Raw genomic sequence first — 17253 nt, 5'->3', positions numbered from 1 at the left:
GAGCGTGCCCGGCGGGAGCCGCGGCGCTCCGTTGGTAGTTTAGACAGGCCATGGTCCAGCACTTCACGCTCGCCGACAGCCTCGCGCTCGGCGACCTGCACACCTACCTGCAGCGCGCCGGTCGAGTCGAGGACGGCTCGGTCCGGCTCATCGCCGGTTCCGGGATCCTCGCGGTCTACTCGGCGATCCTGTACCCGCGGGGGATCCTCGACGAGACGCCGACCGTGCTGGGCCTGCGCACCTTCGCCTTGGTCGACACCGAGGACTTCGACAGCGTCGTGCCCATGCGCTCGCTGGTCGACCGGATCGCGCGCGCGCGCACCGAGGTCGGCGACGACGAGTCCCGGCCCGTCACGATGAGCCGGCCGCACGAGGTCAGCACGGTCACCTGGGCCGGCATCTCGCCGCCGCGCGGCGGCTGGCGGGCGCTGTCGCAGACCGAGGCATCCGTGCTCGAGACGGCCGCGCGCACCGGCATCGAGGAGATCGCGCAGGCGATCCCGACCGGGACCGGGGAGCAGCTCGTCCAGCGCGTGCGGTCCGAGATCTGGGGCCGGGGGATCGAGGGGCTCGAGTACGTGCCCGCCGGTGCCGCCTTCGCGGCCTACAGCCTCGGCTTCCTCGGCGAGGACCCCATCAGCGTGTTCGAGACCGGGCCGTGGACCAGGCTCAGTTCGCGCCGGGGCCACGTGCTCATCCGGCAGAAGCCCTGGTCCCTGAAGTCCTGACCGGGCGCCCAGGCCGGACGCCCCGCACGGGGGCGCCCGGCGCGGGGCATCCGCTCAGCCGCGCGCGATCGCGCGCCCGGCCCTGAGGCCGGTGAAGAGGCAGCCGCCGAGGAACGTGCCCTCGAGCGCGCGGTAGCCGTGCACGCCGCCGCCGCCGAACCCGGCGGCTTCGCCGACCGCGTACAGGCCGGGCACGGGCGCGCCGTCGGCGCCGAGCGCGCGCGAGTCGAGGTCGGTCTGGATGCCGCCGAGGGACTTGCGCGTGAGGATGTGCAGCTTCACCGCGATGAGCGGGCCGGCCGCGGGGTCGAGGATCTTGTGCGGCGTCGCCGCCCGGATCAGCTTGTCGCCGCGGTACGTGCGCGCCGACCGGATCGCGGCGAGCTGCAGGTCCTTCGAGAACTCGTTGTCGAGCTCGCGGTCGCGCGCGCGGAGCTCGCGCTCGATCTCGTCGGTGTCCAGCGGCGCGTCGCCCGTGAGCTCGCGCATGCCCGCGAACAGCTCTTCGAGCGTGTCGGCGACGACGAAGTCCGCGCCGTGCTGCTTGAACGCCTCGACCGGGCCGGGCGCGCCGGCCCGCAGCCGCTGGGCGAGCAGCTTCAGGTCCTTGCCGGTGAAGTCCGGGTTCTGCTCGCTGCCCGAGAGCGCGAACTCCTTCTCGATGATCTTCTGCGTGAGGACGAACCACGAGTGGCCGTACCCGGTCGTCATGAGGTGCTCGAGCGTGCCGAGGGTGTCGAAGCCGGGGAACAGCGGGACCGGGAGTCGCTTGCCGGTCGCGTCGAACCACATCGACGACGGCCCGGGGAGGATCCGGATGCCGTGCATCGGCCAGACCGGGTCCCAGTTGTCGATGCCCTCGACGTAGTGCCACATGCGGTCGCCGTTCACGAGCCGCGCGCCCGCCTCCTCGGCGATCGGGAGCATGCGGCCGTCGACGTGCGCGGGCACGCCCGACAGCATCTCCGCGGGCGGCGTGCCGAGGCGCGCGGGCCACTGCTTGCGGACCTGCTCGTGGTTGCCGCCGATGCCGCCGGAGGCCACGACGACCGCGGGAGCGCGGAGCTCGAAGTTGCCGATCACGTCGCGATTGCTCGACTCGCCGCGTTCGGCCGCGTCGTCCGCGAGGAGCGCCCCGTGCACGCCGACGACCGCGCCGCCGTCCACGACCAGCCCGTCGACGCGGTGCCGGTGGCGGAACTCGACGAGCCCGGCCGCGCGCCCGGCCTGGACGCGCGCGATGAACGGCGCGAGCACGCCGGGGCCCGTGCCCCACGTGATGTGGAAGCGCGGGACCGAGTTGCCGTGGCCGCGTGCGCGGCCGTCGCCGCGCTCCGCCCAGCCGACGACCGGGAAGAAGCGCACGCCCTTCTCGTGCAGCCAGGCGCGCTTCTCGCCGGCCGCCCAGTCGAGGTACGCGTCGGCCCACCTGCGGCCCCAGGCGTCCTCGTCCTCGCGGTCGAACCCGGCGGTGCCGGCCCAGTCCTCGCGGGCCAGCTCGATGGAGTCCTTCACGCCCATGCGGCGCTGCTCGGGCGAGTCGACGAGGAAGATCCCGCCGAACGACCAGTGCGCCTGGCCGCCGAGGCTCGCAGCGGGCTCCTGGTCGACGATCAGGACGCGCTTGCCGGCGTCGACGAGCTCCGCCGCCGCGACGAGGCCGCTGAGGCCGGCGCCGACGACGATCGCGTCGGCCCGGAACGCGGTCGGGTCCGCGTCCTCCGCGCCTCGGCCGGGGGTGGTGGGGGATGCTGCCACGATGACTCCTTCGTCTCGGGGATGGCAGGGGGATCGGCGCGGTCGGGTCCGGCCGGATCAGGCGTCGAAGGTGTTCACCATCGCGTACGCCGCACGCTGGAGGTAGTCCCAGAGGGTCTCCTCCGCGAGCGGCGGCAGGTCGAGTGTACCTACGGCGGCATGCATGTGCGCGAGCCAGCGGTCGCGGGCGTCCGGGTTCACCTTGAACGGCTGGTGGCGCTGGCGGAGCCGAGGATGCCCCCGCTCGGCGCTGTAGGTGCCCGGGCCGCCCCAGTACTGCTCCAGGAACAGCTGGAGGCGCAGCTTCGCGGGCCCGAGGTCCTCCTCGGGGTACATGGGCCGGAGCACCGGGTCCTCGGCGACGCCGCGGTAGAACTCGTCGACGAGTCGCGCGAACGTCGCGGATCCGCCGACCTGCTCGTAGAAGGATGCCCCGAGCGCGGCGCCGTGCTCGCTGCCGCGCAGCGGCACGGAGGCGGGCGGGACGGCGGCGGGCTCGCGCGCGGCGGCGGGCTCGCGCGCGGCGGCCGGCTCGCGCGCGGCGGCCGGACGGATGGGCAGGTCGGTCACTCGGAGCCTCCTGGCGGGGGAGCGGGCTTGGTCGTCTTGGGCTTCGGGGTGCGTTTCGTCGACGGCTCGACCGCGTCGACCAGGACGCTGTTCGGCGCCGTCCGCGGCGGGCGCGCGCCCTTCACGCGCGTCGCGCCGTCGAAGCCCGATAGGACGACCGCGTTCAGGCTCGGCAGCTTCACGCCGATCGCGTCGAGCGCGTGCTTGAGGCGCATCCTCAGCTCGCGCGCGACGTCGTCCTTCGCGGACGTGCGCACCTTCATCACGACGCGGATGATCATCGCGTCCGCCGAGATCGACTCGAGGCCCCAGACCTCCGGCTTCTCGAGGACCCGGGAGCGCCACTTGGACGACTGCGACATCTCGACGGCGGCGCCGAGGAGCGCGGCCTCGACCGCGTCGATGTCCGCGTCGTACGGGACCGCGAGGTCGATGATGACGCGCGCCCAGCCCTGCGACATGTTGCCGACGCGGAGGATCTCGCCGTTGCGCACGAACCACAGCGTGCCGTTCACGTCGCGCACGGTCGTGATGCGGATCCGCACCTCCTCGACGATCCCCGTCGCGGGCCCGAGGTCGACGACGTCGCCGACGCCGAGCTGGTCCTCCACGACCATGAACAGCCCGTTCAGGGAGTCCTTCACGATGTTCTGCGCGCCGAAGCCGAGGCCCGCGCCGATCGCGGCCGACAGCAGCGCGAACGAGCCGAGGATCTCCTGGCTGATGGTCGCGACGATCATGAGCACGACGACGATGAACAGCGTCACGTTCACGATGTTCGACAGCACCGAGCCGAGCGTGCGCGTGCGCTGCACCACCCGGACCGCTGCGAGCGGCGACGCGTTCAGCGCCTGCGTGTCGGTCACGTCCTGCTTGCGTTTCACGCCGTTCACGACGCGGTTCACGACGCGGTCGATGACGAAGTGCAGGAGCCAGCGGATCACCAGCGCGACGAGGACGATGATGACGATCGTCACCAGCTTGCTGACGATGACGCCCCAGTTGTCCCCCCACCACTGGGCGAATCCAGTCCACGCCTCCGCGCTGAGCACGGGGTCGGTCGGTTCAGCCATGGCGGGGAGTCTAACCGGCGGTCGCTGGGAGCGCGGTCGGCGCCGACTCGTCCCGAGCCCGGGCGGCGAGCGCGCGTTCGAGCTCGGAGAGCTGCTCCGAGACGAGGCGGTGCAGCGGCGCGGGCGCCGGGTTGGCCTCCAGCCACGCGCGCGTGAGCGTCGCGAGCTCGGCCGACACGAGGGGTCCGGGGTACAGGCGGCGCACGATGAGCGAGGCCATCGTGAACGACCGGTTCGCCCACACGTCCTGGAGCATGGCGAAGTACCGGCGCACCTCGGTCTTCAGGAGCGACGGGTCGGCCGTGCGCTGCCAGCCGTCCGCGATCGCGCGCGCGAGGTCGTTCGACAGCGAGGCATCCGTCGCGACGCGGTGCCACGCGGCATCCTTGACCTGCTGGACCGGGCGGGCCGCTCGCGCCGTCTCCGCGAGCTGGCGGCCCTTCGCGGTGTCGTCGCGCGCGAGCTGCGCCGCGATCTCGGCCTCGTCGGCGGCGCCGAGCGCCGCGCGCGCGATGACGATCTCCCAGCTCAGGTCGAGGTCGACCTCGAGGCCCCCGAGCGCGACCGACCCGTCGGCGAGGGCCGCGAGCACGTCCGCGTGGGCGGTGGTCGACGCGAGCCGGGTGAGCGCCTTCACGAGCTGGAGCTGCGCGTCCGAGCCCTCGGCGGCCAGCTGCGCGTGCGCCCAGACCGCATCGCCGGCTTCGGCGGCGAGCGCCTCGCGACGGCCGTCGGCGACGTACCGCGCGAGCGCGAACTCGAGGCGCGAGAGCGCGAGCGCGCGGGACGAGGACTGCGTCTCGTGCCCCACCGACATCAGCACGAGCGCGACGAAGTCGCTCGCGGGCAACTCGGCGTCGCGCACGGCGTCCCACGCCGAGCCGAGCACGACAGCGCGGGCGACGGGATCGTCGAGGCGGCCGAGGTGCTCGACCGCGGTCTGGAAGCTCGGCGCGTCGAGGCGGATCTTCGCGTACGTCAGGTCGTCGTCGTTCACGAGCAGCAGGTCCGGCCGGGCGAGGCCGACGAGCTCCGGCACCGGCGTCGACGCGCCGTCGACGTCGAGCTCGAACCGCTCGGTGCGCACGAGCGAATCGCCGGTGCGCCGGTAGCAGCCCACGGCCACGCGGTGGGGGCGGAGCGTCGGATGGCTCGGCGCCGCAGCCTGCTCGATCGTCGCGGCCGTGATCGCGCCCGAGGCATCCGTCTCGACCACCGCGCGGAGCGTGTTCACGCCCGCGGTCTCGAGCCAGAGCTCGCTCCAGCGCGCGAGGTCGCGGCCGCTGGCCGCCTCGAGCTCGTCGAGCAGGTCGCGCAGCGTCGCGTTGCCGCCGCCGTGGCGGGCGAGGTACGCGCCCACGCCGCGCTGGAACGCGTCGAGGCCGACCCAGGCGACGAGCTGCTTCAGCACCGAGGCGCCCTTGTCGTACGTGATGGCGTCGAAGTTCACCTCGACGTCGGCGAGGTCGCGGATCTCGGCGACGATCGGATGCGTCGACGCCAGCTGGTCCTGCTCGGCGGCGTGCGTCTTCTCGTCGCTCGCGAACGTCGCCCAGACGCCCGTGAACTCGGTGACCTGCGACGTCGCGAGCGTCGACGCCCAGGTCGCGAACGACTCGTTGAGCCACAGGTCGTTCCACCACCGCATCGTCACCGAGTTGCCGAACCACATGTGGCTGAGCTCGTGCAACACGACGATCGCGCGCTGCTCCCGGCGCGCGTCGGACACGCGCGAGCGGAACAGGTAGGACTCGTTGAACGTGACCGCGCCGACGTTCTCCATCGCGCCCCAGTTGTACTCGGGGACGAAGATCTGGTCGTACTTGCCGTACGGGTACGGCACGCCGAACGCCTGCTCGTAGAACCCGAGCCCGGCGCGCACGGTGTCGAACATCACGTCGGCGTCGGCGTACTGCGCGAGCGAGGCCCGGGTGAACAGGCCGAGCGGCACGTCCCGTCCGTCGACGCTGCGGGCGCTTCCGTGCCAAGAGGCGTACGGGCCCGCGACGATCGCGACGATGTAGCTCGAGATCACGGGTCCGGTCTCGAAGGCCCAGACGGCGGTGTCGGATGCCTCGCCCGGCACCGGCTCCGGGGAGGGGGCGTTGCTCAGCACCGACCAGTGCGCAGGCGCGGTGATGGTGAAGCGCACCGCGGCCTTCAGGTCGGGCTGGTCGAACACCGCGTACACGCGGTTCGCCTCGGCGACCGCGAACTCGGTGTACAGGTACGCCTCGCCGTCGACGGGGTCGACGAACCGGTGCAGGCCCTCGCCCGTGTTCGTGTACTCGCGCGTCGACACGACCCGCAGCTCGTTGCGCTCCCGGAGCGCGTCGAGCCGGATGCGATGGCCGTCCCACGCGGACGCCGCGTCGAGCGGGACCCCGTTCAGGACCAGCTCCTGGATCGCCGTCGCCGTCGTCTCGATGAACGTCGCCGCGCCCGGCGTCGCCTCGAATCGCACGGTCGTGTCGCTTCGGAACCGATCGGGCCCGGTCAGGTCGAGCACGACGTCGTACTCCGGGGCGCGGACGACCGCGGCGCGGTCCTCGGCCTCGGGACGGGTCAGGTTCGCAGCAGGCATCGATGACCTTCCGTTCGGGTGTGCCCAGCCAGCCTAACGAGCCGGGGTGCTCCCGGACCGGCGTCCGGAGGTCAGGCCGTGCTCGTACGCGAGGATCACGAGGTGCACGCGGTCGCGTGCGGCGAGCTTCTGCAGCAGGCGCCCGACGTGGGTCTTCACGGTCGACTCGGAGAGGTGGAATCGCGCGGCGATCTCGGTGTTGTTCAGCCCGTCGGCGACCGCGGCGAGGACCTCGCGCTCGCGCGCGGTGAGCGCGTCGAGCTCGGTCGGCCGGTCCGGGACGGCCGCGGGGAGGTCGGCCGCGAACAGTTCGAGCATGCGGCGCGTGATGCGCGGGGCGAGGATGGCCTCGCCCTCGTGCACCGAGCGGATGGCCGCGACGAGCTCGTGCGGTCGCGCGTCCTTGAGCAGGAACCCGCTCGCGCCGGCGCGGATGGCCGCGAACGCGTACTCGTCGAGGTCGAACGTGGTGAGGACGATGACGCGCGGCGCGCGCTCCGCGGCGGTGACGGCGGCGGTGGCCGCGATGCCGTCGACGCCCGGCATGCGCACGTCCATGAGCAGCACGTCGATCCCGGTCGATCGGGCGAGCTCGATGGCCGCGGCGCCGTCGCCGGCCTCGCCGACGACCCGGAGGTCCGGTTCGGCCTCGAGCACCATGCGGAATCCCGTCCGCACGAGCGCCTGGTCGTCGACGATCGCCACGCGGATCGGCTCCGGTCCGGTCATGATCCCCCTCCGGGTCCTCGAGACGCGTCGAGCGTCGCGTGCAGGCGCCAGCCGGACGATCCGCGGGGCCCTGCCTCGAGCGTGCCGCCGTACAGGCCCACGCGCTCGCGCAGGCCCGCGAGTCCGCGGCCGGCGCCCGTCGTCGCGGGCCCCGCGGGCGAGCGGTGTCCGTCGTCCTCGACGCTCACGGTCACGACGTCGTCGAGCCGTGCGATGCGCACGTCGACGCGCCGGGCGCCGGCGGCGTGGCGGAGCGCGTTCGTGAGCCCCTCCTGCACGATGCGGTACACCGGGAGCTGCAGCGCGGGCTCGGTGATCGGCGGGCCCGCGGTCGTGAGCGCGACGGGCAGGCCGGCCTCGCGGAATCCGTCGACGAGCGCGGGGACGCCGGCGAGCCCTGGTTGCGGCGTGCGGTCGGCCGCGGCCTCCGACGGCTCGGCGAGCACGCCGAGCATCCGGCGCATCTCGCCGAGCGCCTCGCGGCCGGTGTCCGCGACGCTCCGCATCGCGTCGGCGGCGCGCGCGGGATCACGGCCGACCGTGGCCGCCGATCCGTCGGCGAGCGTGATCATAACGGTCAGGCCGTGCGACACGACGTCGTGCAGTTCGCGGGCGATCCGGGCACGCTCCTCGACCGCGGCGAGCCGCGCCTGCTGGTCGCGCTCGCGGGCGAGGTCGTGGGCGCGCGCGATGAGCGCGTCCAGGTAGCGTCGCCGGGCGCCGACGTTGACGCCGATCAGGGTCGCGATGAGCAGGATCACGGCCAGCCCCGCGGCCGTGCCGAGCGGCGCGGCGTCGAAGGGCTCGACGACCGGGGTCTGCGCGATCCACGACGCCGCGAGCGCGGCCAGCGCCCCGAGCGCGACCGACACGCCGTAGCCGAGCCACCCGGCCCGCGTCGAGCCGTACACGGCGAGCCCGTACAGCGCGATGAACACGGCGAGCACGTCGAGCGATCCGGAGGGGGTCGAGGCGAAGCAGGCCGCCCACGCGACGCCGAGGACGAGGCGCGGACGCGTCCGTCGTGCGAGCAGCAGGGCGAGGCCCGCGGCGATCGCCCCGACGACCGCGAGGGTCGGGACCCAGGCGGACTGCCCGGCGACCACGGCGGCGACGAGGGCCGAGACGATCGTGGGGACGGTGTACGCCCCGGCGATGAGCGCGTCGGCCAGGCGCGGGTGGCCGGCCCAGAACCGGCGGACGACTCCCGGCGGACGCGGCAGGCGCAGCTCGCCCCCGACCGCCGGATCGGGCTGGTCGGGGGCGAGCTGCGCCACGGTCATGGACAAGGATGCTACGCGTCGCGCTTGACGAGGAGCGCCGCGGCGCCGACGAGCGACGCGGACACCCAGCCGAGCACCACCAGGAGGTCCGCCCAGGTCGAGAGCACCTCGTCGCCGGTCAGCTCGGCGGGCGCGAACATGTTCGTCCCGGCCGTCGCGAGCAGGTACGGGTGCAGGTCCTGCGCCCAGTCGGCGGGCACGAGCTGCAGGATCGTCGGGAGCACGAGGATGAACGCGAGCACGATGCCGATGCCGGCCGCGCTCGACCGGATCATCGTGCCGACGCCGAGCGAGAACACCGCGAGGAGCGCGAGGTACAGCGCCGATCCGAGCATCGGGAGGAGGACGTCGGGGTCGGCGAGGCTCGCCGAGACGTCGTGCGGCGCGTACACCGCGGCGGCGACCGCGTAGGCGCCGACCGCGCCGACGACGCCCACGACGAACGTCGTCGTGAACAGCACGATGGCCTTCCCGGCGAGCACGGGGAGCCGCCTCGGCACCGCGACGAACGTGGATCGCGCCATCCCGGTCCCGTACTCGCCGCCGATGACGAGCACGCCGAGCACGGCGACCACGAGCTGCGCGAGGAAGACCCCGAACGTCGTCGCCTGGACGAAGAGGCCGACCTGCGCCTCGGGGGAGGCGCGCAGCGCGTCCGGCGCGATGGCGTCGCCGTTGATCGTGGTGGTCGTGATGAGCAGCGCGAGGCCGACCATCATCACGACCACCGAGAGGTACGACCAGACCGTCGAACGCAGGCTCCGGAGCTTGATCCACTCGGAGTGCAGGACGCCGGCGAACCCGAGCGGCGCCGTTCCGGCGGCGCTCGCCGCGGGGGGAGCGATGGGGGTGATGGCGGTCATCCGAGTGCCTCCGAGCGGTATTCGACCGCGTCGGCGGTGAGGGCGAGGTAGGCCTCTTCGAGCGACGCGTTGGCGGGGGTGAGTTCGTGGACGGCGATGGCGTTGAACGCGGCGAGGTCGCCGATCGCGTGCGCCTCGAGGCCCGTGACCTCGAGCAGGCCCGCTTCCGAGCGCATGACGCTCACGCCGGGGCCGCTGAGCAGGTCGGCGAGCTTCGACGACTGCGGGGATCGCACCCGCACGCGCGGCGCGGTGCCCGCCGAGACGACCGCGTCGACCGGGGCATCCGCGATGACCCGGCCCCGACCGAGCACGATGAGGTGATCCGCGGTCATCGCCATCTCGCTCATCAGGTGCGAGGAGAGCAGGATGGTCCGGCCCTCGGCGGCGAGGCCGCGCACGAGCGTGCGCACCCAGAGGACGCCCTCGGGGTCCAGTCCGTTGACCGGCTCGTCGAGCAGGAGCGTCGCGGGGTCGCCGAGCAGCGCGGCGGCGATGCCGAGGCGCTGGCCCATGCCGAGCGAGAATCCCCCGACGCGCTTGCGGGCGACCGACTCGAGGCCCGTGAGCTCGATGACCTCGCGCACCCGTCGGCGGCCGATGCGGTGCGTCGCGGCGAGGGCGAGCAGGTGGTGCTCCGCGGTGCGGCCGGTGTGCACGGCCTTCGCGTCGAGCAGGGCGCCGACCTCGCGCAGCGGGGCCCGGTGCTCGGCGTACGGACGTCCGTTGACGAGGACGCTGCCAGCGGTCGGGCGGTCGAGTCCCACGATCATGCGCATCGTGGTCGACTTGCCGGCGCCGTTCGGCCCGAGGAATCCGGTGACGAGCCCGGGGCGCACCGTGAAGTCGATGCCGTCGACGGCGGTGCGGGGTCCGTACCGCTTCGTGAGTCCTTCTGCAGTGATCATGGGTTCGACGCTACGGATCCGGAGCTGGCGCGCACATCGGCGCCGGGAACGGTTCCGGGGCGGCGGGCGTGGTACCGGGGTACCACGCCCACCGCCCCGGAGGACGTTGCGGCGGCGGCCGCTACGCGCCCTGCGCGTCCCGCGCCTGTGCAACGAGCGCCCGCTCGACGCCGGCGACGTTCTCGACGATCAGGCGGCGCAGCGCCGGCGGTGCGTCGGGGTGCGACTCGAGCCAGCTGTGGCTCGCGTCGACGAGCGCGCGGTTCGCGAGCGGCGACGGGTACAGCAGCTCGACGAGCTTCTCGGCGATCGCGTAGCTGCGCTCCTCCCACACCCGCTCGAGCATCTCGAAGTACGGGCCGACGAACGGCGCGAGCAGGGACGTGTCGTCGGCGCGGAGGAACCCGGCCGCGGTCGTCCGCACGACGGAGTTCGTCGCGGTGTCGACGTCGAGCAGCGACGACCAGGCGCGGGTCTTGCCGTCGGCCGTCGGGATCGCGGCGCGCGCGTACGCGGCCGACTCCTGGCCGGTCGCGGTCTGGTCGGTCGCGAGACGTGCGTCGATCTCGGCGTCGCCGGCGCGGCCCGCCGCGACGAGCGCGTAGAGCAGCTCCCAGCCGAGGTCGGTGTCGACCTCGAGGCCCTCGAGCACGACGGATCCGTCGAACAGGCCCTGGATGCGGTCGGCCTGCGAGCCGGCCTCCGCGAGCGCGGCCGCGGCCTTCGCGAACTGGAACTGCGCGTCGCTGCCGGCCGGCGCCTGCTCGGCGAGCGACCAGAACCCGTCGGCGATGCGGGCGCGCGAGGCGGAACGCTTCGCCGGCGCCACGTACGAGCTCGCCGCGAGCACGGCGTTCGCGAGGATGATCCGCAGCGTCGTCGACTCGGTCTCGCTCGCGACGTTGCCGAGCACGAGGTCGAGGTAGTCGCTCGCGGCGGTCTCGCCGTCGCGCGTGGCATCCCACACGCTGCTCCACACGAGCGCGCGGGCCAGCGGGTCGCTGATCGCCGACAGGTTCGCGAGCGCGAACCGGTGGGATGCCTCGTCGAGGCGGATCTTCGCGTACGCGAGGTCGTCGTCGTTGAGCAGGATCAGGTCGGGGCGGGCGAGCCCGACCAGCTCGGGCACGTCGGTGCGCTCGCCGGCGACGTCGAGCTCGACGCGGTGCGCGCGCACGAGTGCGCCGTCGACGAGGTTGTAGAAGCCGATCGCGAGGCGGTGCGGGCGGATCGTCGGGTGCTCGGCCACAGCGGACTGGAGCACCGCGAACGAGGTGATCGTCCCCTCCGCCTGCTGGTCGAGCCCGGTCGAGACCTCGAGTTCGGGGCGCAGCGTGTTCACGCCTGCCGTCTCGAGCCACGCCTTCGACCACTCCGAGAGTTCGCGGCCGCTCGCGACCTCGAGCTCGGCGAGCAGGTCGGCGAGGGTCGTGTTGCCCCACGCGTGCTTCCGGAAGTACGCCGAGACGCCCGCGAAGAACGCGTCGATGCCGACCCACGCGACGAGCTGCTTCAGCACCGACCCGCCCTTGGCGTAGGTGATGCCGTCGAAGTTCACCATGACGTCCTCGAGGTCGTTGATGACCGCGGAGATCGGGTGCGTCGAGGGGAGCTGGTCCTGGCGGTACGCCCAGCTCTTCTCCATCGAGTTGAACGTGGTCCAGGCGTGCACCCACTCGGTCGCCTCGGCCGTGGCGATGGTCGAGGCCCACTCGGCGAACGACTCGTTCAGCCAGAGGTCGTTCCACCACTTCATGGTGACGAGGTCGCCGAACCACATGTGGGCGAGCTCGTGCAGGATCGTGACGACCCGGCGCTCCCGCACCGCGTCGGTGACCTTGGAGCGGAAGACGTAGACCTCGGTGAAGGTCACCGCGCCCGCGTTCTCCATGGCGCCCGCGTTGTACTCGGGCACGAAGAGCTGGTCGTACTTGTCGAACGGGTACGGCACGCCGAACTTGTCCTCGAAGTACGCGAAGCCCTGCTTCGTCTTCTCGAACACATAGTCGGCATCGAGGTGCTCCGACAGGCTCTTCCGGCTGAACACGCCGAGCGGGACCGTCCGGCCGTCGGCGCTCGTGAGCTCGTCGCGCACGACGTCGTACGGGCCGGCGATGAGCGCGGTGATGTAGCTCGAGATGCGCGGCGTCGGGCCGAACGCCCACGTCGCGATCTCCTGCCCCTCGGCGGACGCGCCCGCGGGGGTCGGCTCGGGGGTCGGCTGGTTCGACACGACCTGCCAGTGCGCCGGCGCCGTCACGGTGAAGCGGAACGCGGCCTTCAGGTCGGGCTGCTCGAACACCGCGAACATGCGGCGCGAGTCGGGCACCTCGAACTGGGTGTAGAGGTAGACCTCGCCGTCGGCGGGGTCCACGAAGCGATGCAGGCCTTCGCCCGTGTGCATGTAGCGGCCGTCGGCGACGACCGTGAGCTCGTTCTCGGCGGCGAGGCCCGGCAGCTGGATGCGCACGCCGTCGCTCACCTCCGCGGGGTCGAGCTCCGCCCCGTTGAGCGTGACCGAGTGCACGGTCGCGGTGATCGCGTCGATGAACGTCGACGCGCCCTCCACGCCCGAGAAGCGGACGGTCGTGGTCGAGCGGAACACGTCGGGCCCGGTCGTCACGTCGAGCACGACGTCGTAGTCGTGGACCGTGACGATCTCGGCGCGCTCGGCGGCTTCCAGCCTCGTGAGGTTCTCTCCTGGCAAGACTTCTCTCCTCTGATCGATCGAGGCGCTCGTGGCGCACTCGCACGATTGACCAGCCTATCGCCGGGCCCCTAGCGTGGGCCCGTGCCGACGAGCTTCGACGAACGGGCCGCAACGGCCGAACGCTACCGTGCCTTCGCGGAGGTCGAGGCGCGGGGGATGAGCCCCTGCTACGAGGAATGGGCCGCGGGCGTCGCGGCGGATGCCTCGACGCTCGAGCTCATCGACGGGCTCCCGCCCGCGAAGCGCCAGCCGCCGCTCGTGTTCGCCTCCGCGCGGTTCCGCGGCGCGCCGGTGTCGCCCTACCCCGAGTTCCGGGCGTGGCTCCACGAGCACTGGGCCGACGTGCGCGAGACCGCGCTGACGCACGCGACGCAGACGAACGAGGCCGCGCGCTGCGCGGTGCTGCTGCCGTTGCTCCAGTCCCTGCCCCAGCCGCTCGCGCTCATCGAGGTCGGGGCGTCCGCCGGGCTGTGCCTGTACCCCGACCGCTACTCGTACCGGTACGCCACGGCCGACGGCGGGGAGCTCCGGGTCGACCCCGTGGACGGCCCGTCGGACGTGCTGCTCGAGTGCGAGGCATCCGCGCCGCTGCCCGCGATCGCCGCGCCGCCCGAGATCGCGTGGCGCGCGGGGATCGACCTGCACCCGCTCGACCTCCGCGACGCCGACGACCTCGCGTGGCTCGACGCGCTCATCTGGCCCGAGCACGACGATCGGCGGGCTCGCCTTCGCGCGGCCGCCGCGATCGCCGCGGCCGACCCGCCGCGGCTCGTCGCCGGCGACCTGAACGAGCGGCTCGCGGCGCTCGCCGCGGAGGCGCCCGTCGACGCGACGCTCGTCGTCTTCCACACGGTCGTGCTCGCGTATGCGAGCGAAGCGGACCGACTCAGGTTCGAGGAGCAGGTCTCGCTGCTCCCCGGGCACTGGGTCTCGTTCGAGGGCCGGTCGATCATGCCCGGCATCTCCGCGCGGGAGGACGTGCCGAACGACGGCACCGATTTCGTCCTCGCGCTCGACGGGGTGCAGGTCGCCTGGGCGCACCCGCACGGGCGGGGCATCCGCTGGTTCGGCCCGGATCGGCGCTGAACGGATTCCGGGTTACGGCACGACGCCGGCGCGCTCGAGCACGTTCCGCATCACCTGCTGGATCGTCGCGTCGACGACGAGGCTCCCGCCGAACGTCAGTGAACCGACGGAGAACACGAACCCACCCCCGGGGTGGTCGTAGGAGACCATGTCGGCACCGGGCCCCGTGCCGTCGAACACTCCGGTCGCCAGGAAGGCCAAGCCGGCGGGACGGGTCGACGGGGGGATGACGTGGGGCGAGTCCATCGCGCAGCCGAACGGCATCGAGATCGCGCCCAGTCCGTCCGCTGTATCGACCTCCCATGCGCTCGCCTTGCCGTTGCCGAACCCGGTGTTCAGGCCGGCGTTGCCGAACCGATCCCCGTTGGAGACCCCCGTGCCGAGGAACAGCGGGTGTGCGGCATCGACGACCTCGTACGGCGAGCCGGTCACCGCGCATCGCTCGGTCGCGACGCCGATCACCGAGCGTTCCGGTCGAAGCGGCTCGCGTGCCCGGAGCAGGGCGGGCACGCGGTCACCGCCTTCGACGCCTTCGAGGTACGTCATCACCCGGGCCGCGGCATCGTACGTGCACACCTCGAAGAGGCCGTTCCCGCCGAGGTAGGCGACGCTGCCGCCCGCGTCGAGGTAGGCGACGAGGTGGTCGTACATCTCGGGGGTCCAGTATTCGGGGTGCGTCCCGACGATGAGCATGCGGTACTGACCCGGATCGCATCCGTGCTCGTGGAAGTCGAGGTCGCTGAACACGTCGGGGCGGTACCCCTCGGCTTCGAGCCATCCGTGGATCCAGAGTTCCCCGGGCGAGGTGCCAATCCGTCGGGAACGCCGTCAGCGGCGACGCGTTCTGCATCGGCCGCATGAGGCTGATCCGAGCGAGGCCGCTGTACTTGGACGCACCGCCCCACCCGTCGTACGCGAGCCAGGTGTTCGTGTTCGCGAGCAGCGCGACCTGGGAACGGGCGGTCTGCTTCGGCCTGATCACGAAGGTGATGTCCGAGCTCCGCCCATCGACGTCGGTGCACGTCGCCGAGTAGATGCCGGATCTCCAGTCGTCGCCGACGGTGACCGCGAACGTCTCCTCCCAACCGCACCCGACATGCCACGGCTCCGGGGGAGTGGGTTGCGTGGGCGACTCGAATTCGATCTCCGCCACCGTCTCGGACTCGACGTCCGGTGAGACCGAGGTGTGGCGCCTGATCGTGGCAGTGCATCGGTCGCCACCAGACGTCCGGAAGGAGATGCGCTCGCCGGGGGCCGCGGAAATCGGCCAGCAATAGCCCTCCACGGGCCGCGCGGTCGATCGCAACAGCCGCAGCGCGCCCGTCGCCGGCTGATAGCCGACCACGTCCGTCCAGGTGTCTTCCGTGAACTGGCCGGGCACGAACTCCCAGCCCGCCATCGGCGACACCGTGTCCCACTGCTCCCATTGGAAGCCGCCTGGTCCGGCTGCGCCGACCCACAGGCTGCCGTTGCTCGGGTGATAGGCGAACAGGTCCGCCTTCGCCCGTCGGGTGAAGTATCCGGGGCGCAGTTGCCATCCGGCTGTCGGTTGCAGGGTGCCCTGGCGGGTCAGGAGGAACGCGCCCCCTTCGTTCTCGCCGACCCAGACCGAACCGTCGCTGGAATCGTACCCGGCGACGTCCGGACGGCCGCTGCCCGTGAAGTCGCCGACCATGAACTGCCAGTCCGACCGGGCGACCGACGCCCACCTGCTGAAGGAGAACGCGCCGCCGAGGTTCTTCGCGACCCAGAGTCCGCCGTCGCCCGGATCGTAGGCGAACAGGTCGTCCTTCGCCTGCGCCGTGAACCGGCCGACACCGAATTGCCACACGGACGCCGTCGGCACCTGTCCCCACTGGGTGAACTCGAAGTGCGTGCCTGCGTTCCGACCGACCCACAGACTGCGGTCCGCGGACCGGTATCCGATGACGTCCGTATCCGGTCCGGGCGCGAAATCGCCGGCCGCGAACCACCAGCCCTCCGACGGGGTCACCGTGGCCCAGTGTTCGAATCCGAACGCTTCGCCCGCTCGCCGGACCCAGAGCGTGCCGTTGATCGGGTGGTACGCAAGGACGTCGTCCGTTCCCGAGGACGTGAAGGCGCCGGAACCGAACTGCCATCCGGTCGTCGGGGACACGACCCCCCAGTCGGTTTCCGTGAACGAGCGATCAGCCATCGATCCGCCAAGCATCGGTTCGCCCGGGTGGGGCGAGATGGAGATTCATGATGGATTGCGCCGGTGTCACCCGATGCAATGGTGCGCCGGACCGCACGATCAGGCGCCGAGTGCAGTTACGGCGCAGATTAGCGGCGCGCAGGCGCCGTCACAACCCCGTCTCTTCGGGTCGCGCGGGGCGCGGAAGCATCCGACGGACCCTGCCGAGGGATCCGCGCGCACCCGCACGGGCGGGGCATCCGCTGGTTCGCGACTCCCTAGACTTGCCTGCATGCGCATCCACATCGCGACCGACCACGCCGGCCTCGAGTTCAGCCGCACGCTCATCGACCACCTGTCGAACGGCGGGCACGAGGTCGTCGACCACGGCCCGACCGACTACGACCCGCTCGACGACTACCCGGCCTTCTGCATCAACGCGGCGCTCGCGGTCGTGCGCGACCAGGCCGCCGGCGTCCGGGCGCTCGGCGTCGTGTTCGGCGGCTCGGGCAACGGCGAGCAGATCGCGGCGAACAAGGTCGAGGGCGTCCGCGCGGCGCTCGTGTGGAGCATGGACACCGCGATCCTCGCGCGCCAGCACAACGACGCGAACGTCATCTCGATCGGCGCCCGCCAGCACACCGTCGAGGAGGCGGTCCGGTACATCGACGCCTTCATCGCCGAGCCGTTCTCGGGCGACGACCGGCACGTGCGCCGCATCGCCCAGCTCGCCGAGTACGAGCGGACCGGCGACATCGCCGGGAAGGGCGTGGATGTCACGGCGTAGCGCCGGACCTCGCACGACC

Annotated in this window: 13 protein-coding genes and 1 pseudogene; 3 read left to right on the top strand and 11 right to left on the bottom strand. The window is 72.4% G+C overall.

Annotated features, from left to right (window positions below; translation table 11 throughout):
• The first annotated feature begins 50 nt into the window (after positions 1-50).
• A complete protein-coding gene (locus tag ACDF64_RS15785) occupies positions 51-728 on the top strand; it encodes a hypothetical protein (protein ID WP_394552311.1) in 678 nt (225 codons plus the stop codon).
• Positions 729-782: 54 nt separating this feature from the next.
• Here ACDF64_RS15785 and ACDF64_RS15780 read toward each other — a convergent pair whose 3' ends face one another.
• The 9 genes from ACDF64_RS15780 to pepN (ACDF64_RS15740) form a co-directional block, all read right to left on the bottom strand.
• Positions 783-2486 carry an FAD-binding dehydrogenase gene (locus tag ACDF64_RS15780; RefSeq protein ID WP_394552310.1) on the bottom strand — a complete coding sequence of 568 codons (1704 nt, stop codon included), beginning with the start codon at positions 2484-2486 and terminating at the stop codon, positions 783-785.
• A gap of 57 nt (positions 2487-2543) precedes the next feature.
• A complete protein-coding gene (locus ACDF64_RS15775; protein ID WP_394555175.1) occupies positions 2544-2951 on the bottom strand; it encodes a globin in 408 nt (135 codons plus the stop codon).
• Between the two features lie 101 nt (positions 2952-3052).
• Positions 3053-4129 carry a mechanosensitive ion channel family protein gene (locus tag ACDF64_RS15770; protein WP_394552309.1) on the bottom strand — a complete coding sequence of 359 codons (1077 nt, stop codon included), beginning with the start codon at positions 4127-4129 and terminating at the stop codon, positions 3053-3055.
• Between the two features lie 10 nt (positions 4130-4139).
• Positions 4140-6713, bottom strand: coding sequence for an aminopeptidase N (gene pepN / locus ACDF64_RS15765; RefSeq protein WP_394552308.1), 2574 nt, complete (start codon positions 6711-6713; stop codon positions 4140-4142).
• A 33-nt stretch (positions 6714-6746) separates the two neighbouring features.
• Positions 6747-7442: a response regulator gene (locus tag ACDF64_RS15760; protein ID WP_394552307.1), complete on the bottom strand. Its 696-nt coding sequence runs from the start codon at positions 7440-7442 to the stop codon at positions 6747-6749.
• Complete coding sequence (locus ACDF64_RS15755) at positions 7439-8725, bottom strand: sensor histidine kinase (RefSeq protein ID WP_394552306.1); 1287 nt, start codon at positions 8723-8725, stop codon at positions 7439-7441. The genes ACDF64_RS15760 and ACDF64_RS15755 overlap by 4 nt, the downstream gene beginning before the upstream one ends.
• Positions 8726-8736: 11 nt before the next feature.
• On the bottom strand, positions 8737-9588 hold the full coding sequence (locus ACDF64_RS15750) for an ABC transporter permease (protein WP_394552305.1): 852 nt from the start codon (positions 9586-9588) through the stop codon (positions 8737-8739).
• On the bottom strand, positions 9585-10496 hold the full coding sequence (locus tag ACDF64_RS15745; RefSeq protein WP_394552304.1) for an ABC transporter ATP-binding protein: 912 nt from the start codon (positions 10494-10496) through the stop codon (positions 9585-9587). Before ACDF64_RS15745 ends, ACDF64_RS15750 begins: the two co-directional genes overlap by 4 nt.
• 121 nt (positions 10497-10617) lie before the next feature.
• Positions 10618-13203: an aminopeptidase N gene (gene pepN / locus ACDF64_RS15740; RefSeq protein ID WP_394552303.1), complete on the bottom strand. Its 2586-nt coding sequence runs from the start codon at positions 13201-13203 to the stop codon at positions 10618-10620.
• Between the two features lie 84 nt (positions 13204-13287).
• On the opposite strand from pepN (ACDF64_RS15740), the gene ACDF64_RS15735 reads away from it, so the two are divergent.
• The gene (locus ACDF64_RS15735) at positions 13288-14292 is read left to right on the top strand and encodes a DUF2332 family protein (protein ID WP_394552302.1); all 1005 of its coding nucleotides are present in this window, start codon (positions 13288-13290) and stop codon (positions 14290-14292) included.
• A gap of 12 nt (positions 14293-14304) precedes the next feature.
• On the opposite strand, the gene ACDF64_RS15730 is transcribed toward ACDF64_RS15735, so the two are convergent.
• Positions 14305-15078 (bottom strand): N,N-dimethylformamidase beta subunit family domain-containing protein, encoded by a 774-nt coding sequence (locus ACDF64_RS15730; protein ID WP_394555173.1) that lies wholly within the window; start codon positions 15076-15078, stop codon positions 14305-14307.
• A gap of 88 nt (positions 15079-15166) precedes the next feature.
• Positions 15167-15691, bottom strand: a pseudogene (locus tag ACDF64_RS15725) (N,N-dimethylformamidase beta subunit family domain-containing protein); the annotation flags it as partial.
• A 1048-nt stretch (positions 15692-16739) separates the two neighbouring features.
• Here ACDF64_RS15725 and ACDF64_RS15720 point away from each other — a divergent pair.
• On the top strand, positions 16740-17234 hold the full coding sequence (locus ACDF64_RS15720) for a ribose-5-phosphate isomerase (protein WP_394552301.1): 495 nt from the start codon (positions 16740-16742) through the stop codon (positions 17232-17234).
• Positions 17235-17253: the final 19 nt, after the last annotated feature.

The organism is Agromyces sp. MMS24-JH15, assembly GCF_043518605.1.
Classification (GTDB): Bacteria; Actinomycetota; Actinomycetes; order Actinomycetales; family Microbacteriaceae; genus Agromyces.
This window is presented reverse-complemented; position numbering and strand designations above follow the sequence as displayed.